Origin of the sequence: Thermobifida cellulosilytica TB100 (assembly GCF_001517975.1) — a bacterium.
In the GTDB taxonomy this organism is placed as follows: Bacteria; Actinomycetota; Actinomycetes; order Streptosporangiales; family Streptosporangiaceae; genus Thermobifida; species Thermobifida cellulosilytica.
The window spans coordinates 76860-81322 of the sequence record NZ_KQ950180.1 but is presented as its reverse complement, the minus strand read 5'-3'; the positions used below and the strand labels follow the sequence as shown (position 1 = coordinate 81322).

General features: G+C 74.8%; 5 protein-coding genes and 2 pseudogenes. 3 read left to right on the top strand and 4 right to left on the bottom strand.

Annotated features, from left to right (window positions below):
• Window positions 1–382 (bottom strand): annotated as a pseudogene (locus tag AC529_RS20250) (ABC transporter permease subunit); the annotation flags it as partial.
• Between the two features lies 1 nt (window position 383).
• A complete protein-coding gene (locus tag AC529_RS00355; protein WP_068752938.1) occupies window positions 384–1313 on the bottom strand; it encodes an ABC transporter ATP-binding protein in 930 nt (309 codons plus the stop codon).
• Window positions 1314–1554: 241 nt separating this feature from the next.
• Here AC529_RS00355 and AC529_RS00350 point away from each other — a divergent pair, with 241 nt between their 5' ends.
• Window positions 1555–2214 (top strand): HD domain-containing protein, encoded by a 660-nt coding sequence (locus tag AC529_RS00350; protein ID WP_068752937.1) that lies wholly within the window; start codon window positions 1555–1557, stop codon window positions 2212–2214.
• Here AC529_RS00350 and AC529_RS00345 read toward each other — a convergent pair.
• Window positions 2173–2445: a DUF4031 domain-containing protein gene (locus tag AC529_RS00345; RefSeq protein WP_068752936.1), complete on the bottom strand. Its 273-nt coding sequence runs from the start codon at window positions 2443–2445 to the stop codon at window positions 2173–2175. The two genes, AC529_RS00350 and AC529_RS00345, sit on opposite strands and share 42 nt — an antisense overlap.
• Before the next feature lie 10 nt (window positions 2446–2455).
• A complete protein-coding gene (locus AC529_RS00340) occupies window positions 2456–2905 on the bottom strand; it encodes an Lrp/AsnC family transcriptional regulator (RefSeq protein ID WP_068752935.1) in 450 nt (149 codons plus the stop codon).
• Between the two features lie 144 nt (window positions 2906–3049).
• On the opposite strand from AC529_RS00340, the gene AC529_RS00335 reads away from it, so the two are divergent.
• Entirely contained in the window at window positions 3050–3910 is an 861-nt protein-coding gene (locus tag AC529_RS00335; protein WP_068752934.1) for a tryptophan 2,3-dioxygenase, read from the top strand.
• A gap of 45 nt (window positions 3911–3955) precedes the next feature.
• Window positions 3956–4463: pseudogene (locus AC529_RS20680) on the top strand (kynureninase); the annotation flags it as partial.

Below are 4463 nucleotides of genomic sequence, written 5' to 3'. Positions count from 1 at the left end.
CGGCCAGCAGGGCCACCACCGCGGTCACCACGGCCTTGGCCGCCAGCAGGACGCCCCGGCGCGGCACGGCGGTCAGCGTGGTGCGGGCCGCGCCGGCGGCGTACTCTCCGGTGACGACCAGCGAGGCCAGGGCGACCAGGGCGAACTGGGGCAGCAGGGTCGCCATCTGGGTCAGGGCCTGGGCGTCGATCCGCGTCGCGCCCCCGGAGTGCAGGATGGACTCCGCGCCCATCACGCAGGTGCCCGCCGCCAGGACCAGCGCCGCGGCCAGGCACGTCCAGGTGGACCGCAGGCCCCACAGCTTGGTCCACTCGGCGGCCAGGGCGCCGGGGAGACCGCCGCCCGCGCGCGCCGTCCCGGTCCGCGCCGTCGTGTTCGCCATGTCAGACTCCCGTTCCGTTCCGGTCCGCCGTGGCGGCGGAGTACTCGATGCTGGAGGCGGTCAGCTCCAGGTACGCCTCCTCCAGGGACACCGGCTGGGGGCTCAGCTCGTGCAGCACGACCCCCTCCCGGTGGGCCAGCCCGCCGATGCGCTCGGCGCTCAGCCCGGTGACGAGCAGCTCGTCGGCGGTGCCCTGCTCCACCAGGGCGCCCTCGGCGGCCAGCCGCCCGCCCAGCAGGGACGCCTGCGGGCTGCGCACCCGCACCGCGTGGCCCGAACCGGCCGCGACCACCTCGGCGACGGGGGCGTCGGCGATCAGCCGCCCCCGGCCGAGCACCACCAGCTGGTCGGCGGTGGCCTGCATCTCGCTCATCAGGTGGCTGGAGACGAACACGGTGCGCCCCTCGGCGGCCAGCGACCGCATGAGGCGCCGCACCCAGCGCACCCCGTCCGGGTCCAGGCCGTTGACCGGCTCGTCGAACAGCAGCACGGCCGGATCGCCCAGCAGCGCGGCGGCGATGCCCAGGCGCTGCCCCATCCCCAGGGAGAAGGAGCCGGTGCGGCGGTCGGCCACCTCGGTCAGGCCCACGGTCTCCAGCACCTCGGCCACCCGGGAGACGGGCAGGCCGTTGCTGCGCGCGAGCGCCGTGAGGTGGGTGCGGGCGGTGAGGCCCGGGTGCACGGCCCTGGCGTCCAGCAGCGCGCCCACCTCGCGCAGCGGGTGGCGCAGGGCGGCGTAGGGGCGGCCGTTGACCAGCGCGCTGCCGCGCGTGGGCCGGTCCAGGCCGAGGATCATCCGCATCGTGGTGCTCTTGCCCGCCCCGTTGGGGCCGAGGAACCCGGTGACCCTGCCGGGGCGGACGTCCAGGGTCAGGTCGTCCACGGCGGTCGCCGCGCCGTAGCGTTTGGTCAAGCCGCGCAGACTGATCACGCGCTCTCCTCCGTCGTCGAACCAACGGAGCGCAACGCTACGGGCCGCAGGAGCACCGGCACATCCGGCAGCCGTCGGGTGCGGACCCTGACTTTCGGCAGGGGTGCCGAGGCCGCGGACGCCTCTCGGGCGTGGGTCCGCTCCCCGGGGCCGACGGCCCGATAGATTCGCGTACGCGGGGTGACTCCAGCGCCGCTGGGGGAGTGGGGACACCGGGATGCGGCATGAGGAGGAGACACCGATGGCCCGACGGCTGTTCGAGCTGGCACAGGAGTGGAAGCGACTCGCCGGACCGGGGCGGGAGGCCGCGGCGGTCGGCGCCGAGCTGCTCGCCCGGTGGGCCGAACCGCACCGCCGCTACCACACGCTCGACCACCTGTGGTCGGTGCTGGCCGCCGTGGACCAGCTCGCCGACGCCGCCCGCGACGTCGACTCGGTGCGCTACGCCGCCTGGTTCCACGACGCGGTGTACCGGGGGGAGCCGGGGGCCGACGAGGAGAACAGCGCCCAGCTCGCCGAACTGCTGCTGCCCTCGTGCGGGCTGAGCACGGAGCGCGTGGCCGAGGTGGCCCGCCTGGTGCGGATCACCGCCGACCACTCCCCGCCTCCCGGGGACGCCGACGCCGAGGTGCTGTGCGACGCCGACCTGGCGGTCCTGGCCGCCGACGAGGAGGAGTACGCCGCCTACGCCGCGGCGGTCCGCCAGGAGTACGCGCACGTGAGCGACGTGGACTTCGCGCGGGGCCGCACCGCGGTGCTGCGCGAGCTGCTGGCCGCCCCCCGCCTGTACCGCACCCGGGAGGGGCACGAGTGGTGGGAGGAGCGCGCCCGCGCCAACCTGGCGGCCGAGATCGCCCGGCTAGCGGAGCAGGCGTCCGGGTTTACGCCGTCGCAGTCCTGAGGCGTGCAGGCGCGCCACGATCGTGCGGCTCGACACCGGCTGCGCGCCCAGCGCCAGGGCGTCGGCGTAGCGCGTCTCGGGCACGTCGTAGTGGTCCCGCTCGAAGGCGCGCTCGGGCAGGCCGAGGGCGCGGGCGAACTCGTGCAGCTCCGCGTAGGAGGAGTCGCTGACCAGGTGGGACCAGAGCAGGCCGCGCGGCCCCGGCCACGCGGGCGGGTCGATGAGGATCACCGCACCGAGACTACCGGCCGGACGGCGGGCCGCCGATCGTGCGCCGGGTGACCGGCGAGGACAGCACCATCGTGGAGGAGGGGCGGCCGTGCTCGGCGAGGTCGTCGATGAGCCGTTCGAAGTGCTCCATCGACGGCACGGCCACGAGCAGCACGCAGCAGGCGTCGCCGGTGACCCGGTGCAGTTGCAGGATCTCCGGCCGGGCCACGGCCGCCTCGTCGCGCAGCAGGCACAGCGGCCCGTAGCAGCCCATCTGGACCAGGGCCACCACCGGCAGGCCCACGGCCGACAGGTCGACGTGGGCGTGGTAGCCGGTGATCACGCCGCGCTCCTCCAGGCGGCGCACCCGCTCGGCGACGGCCGGGGGCGACAGCGCCACCCGGCGGGACAGCTCGTTGTAGGAGAGGCGGCCGTCCTCCTGGAGTTCGGCGAGGATCCGCCAGTCCACCGCATCCAGCACGGTTGACGATCATAAAGGAGAACCCGGCGAACACCTTCGGTTCTGCGGGTGAAGAGCCTGGATCACCGTTGTCTTCTTCTTCTCGGCGCGGCGGAGCGGCGGCATCCTGGAGGCCCAGCAGAACTCCGACCGGGAGGTGAGTCCGTGTCCCCCTCCGCCGCCCTCGCCCGCCAGGAGCGCGCCGAGCGCAACCGCGGCCGCCCCACGCTCTCCTTCGACGGCGCCACCCCCTACGTCCGCTACGGCGCCGTCGACACCCTGCTGTCGTTGCAGCGGCCCAACACCGACGAGCCCGCCGAGACCTCGTTCATCATCACCACCCAGGTCATGGAGCTGCTGTTCGCGCTCGTCCGCCACGAGTGGGAGCAGGCCCGCAGCGCGCTGGACGCCGACGACGTGCCCGCCGCGCTGGCCGCGCTGCGCCGCGGGCACGCCGCCCAGGACGTGCTGGTGGAGTCGTGGGACCTGCTGTCCGCGCTGACCCCCACCGAGTTCAACCGGTTCCGCGACCATCTGGGCGAGGCGTCCGGGTTCCAGTCCTACGGCTACCGCCACCTGGAGTTCCTGCTCGGCAACAAGTCCGCGGCCATGATCGGCCCGCACCGCGCCGACCCGCGGGTGCGCGCCGAACTGGAGCGGGCGCTGGGCGAGCCGAGCCTCTACGACGCGGCGCTGCGGCTGCTGCACCGGCGCGGACTGCCGGTGCCCGCCGAGCGGGTGGAGCGCGACTGGACCCGCCCGGCCGAGCCGCACCCGCAGGTGGTGCGGGCCTGGGAGCTGGTCTACGCCGACGACCGGCCCGGCAACGAGCTGCTCGCCCTCGCCGAGGCCCTGCTGGACACCGCGGAGCGGGTGACCCGCTGGCGGCACCGCCACCTGATGGCGGTCAAGCGCGCGATGGGGGCCAAGCCGGGGACGGGAGGATCGGCCGGTCTGCGATGGTTGAGGGGCAACGTCCAGCAGGACGTCTTCTGCGAACTCTGGCAGTTGCGCACCGGGCTGTGACCGGAGCGCCGACGAGCAGGACCGACAAGTGAGGAGCCAAGGACCGTGACCACCCCCGTCACCCGCCAGGAGTGCGCCGCGCGGGACGCCGCCGACCCGCTGGCGCCCTTCCGCGACGAGTTCGTGCTGCCCGAGGGAGTCGTCTACCTCGACGGCAACTCCCTGGGCGCGCTGCCCAGGGCGACCCCCGCACGGGTCGCGCAGGTGGTCGAGCGAGAGTGGGGGCAGCGGCTCATCGCCAGTTGGAACGAGGCGGGCTGGTGGGACAAGCCGCGCACGCTCGGCGCGCTGCTCGCGCCGCTGGTGGGGGCCGGGGCCGACGAGGTCGTGGTGGGCGACGGCACCTCGGCCAACCTGTTCAAGACGCTGGTGGCGGCGCTGCGGCTGAACCCCGGGCGGCGCGTGGTCGTGGCCGAGGCCGGGAACTTCCCCACCGACCGGTACATCGCGCAGGGGGTCGTGGAGCTGTTCGACGGCGCGAGCGTCCGCCCGGTCGACGTGGACGACACCGCCGCGCTGACCGCCGCGCTGGAGCCCGGCGACGCCGCCGTGC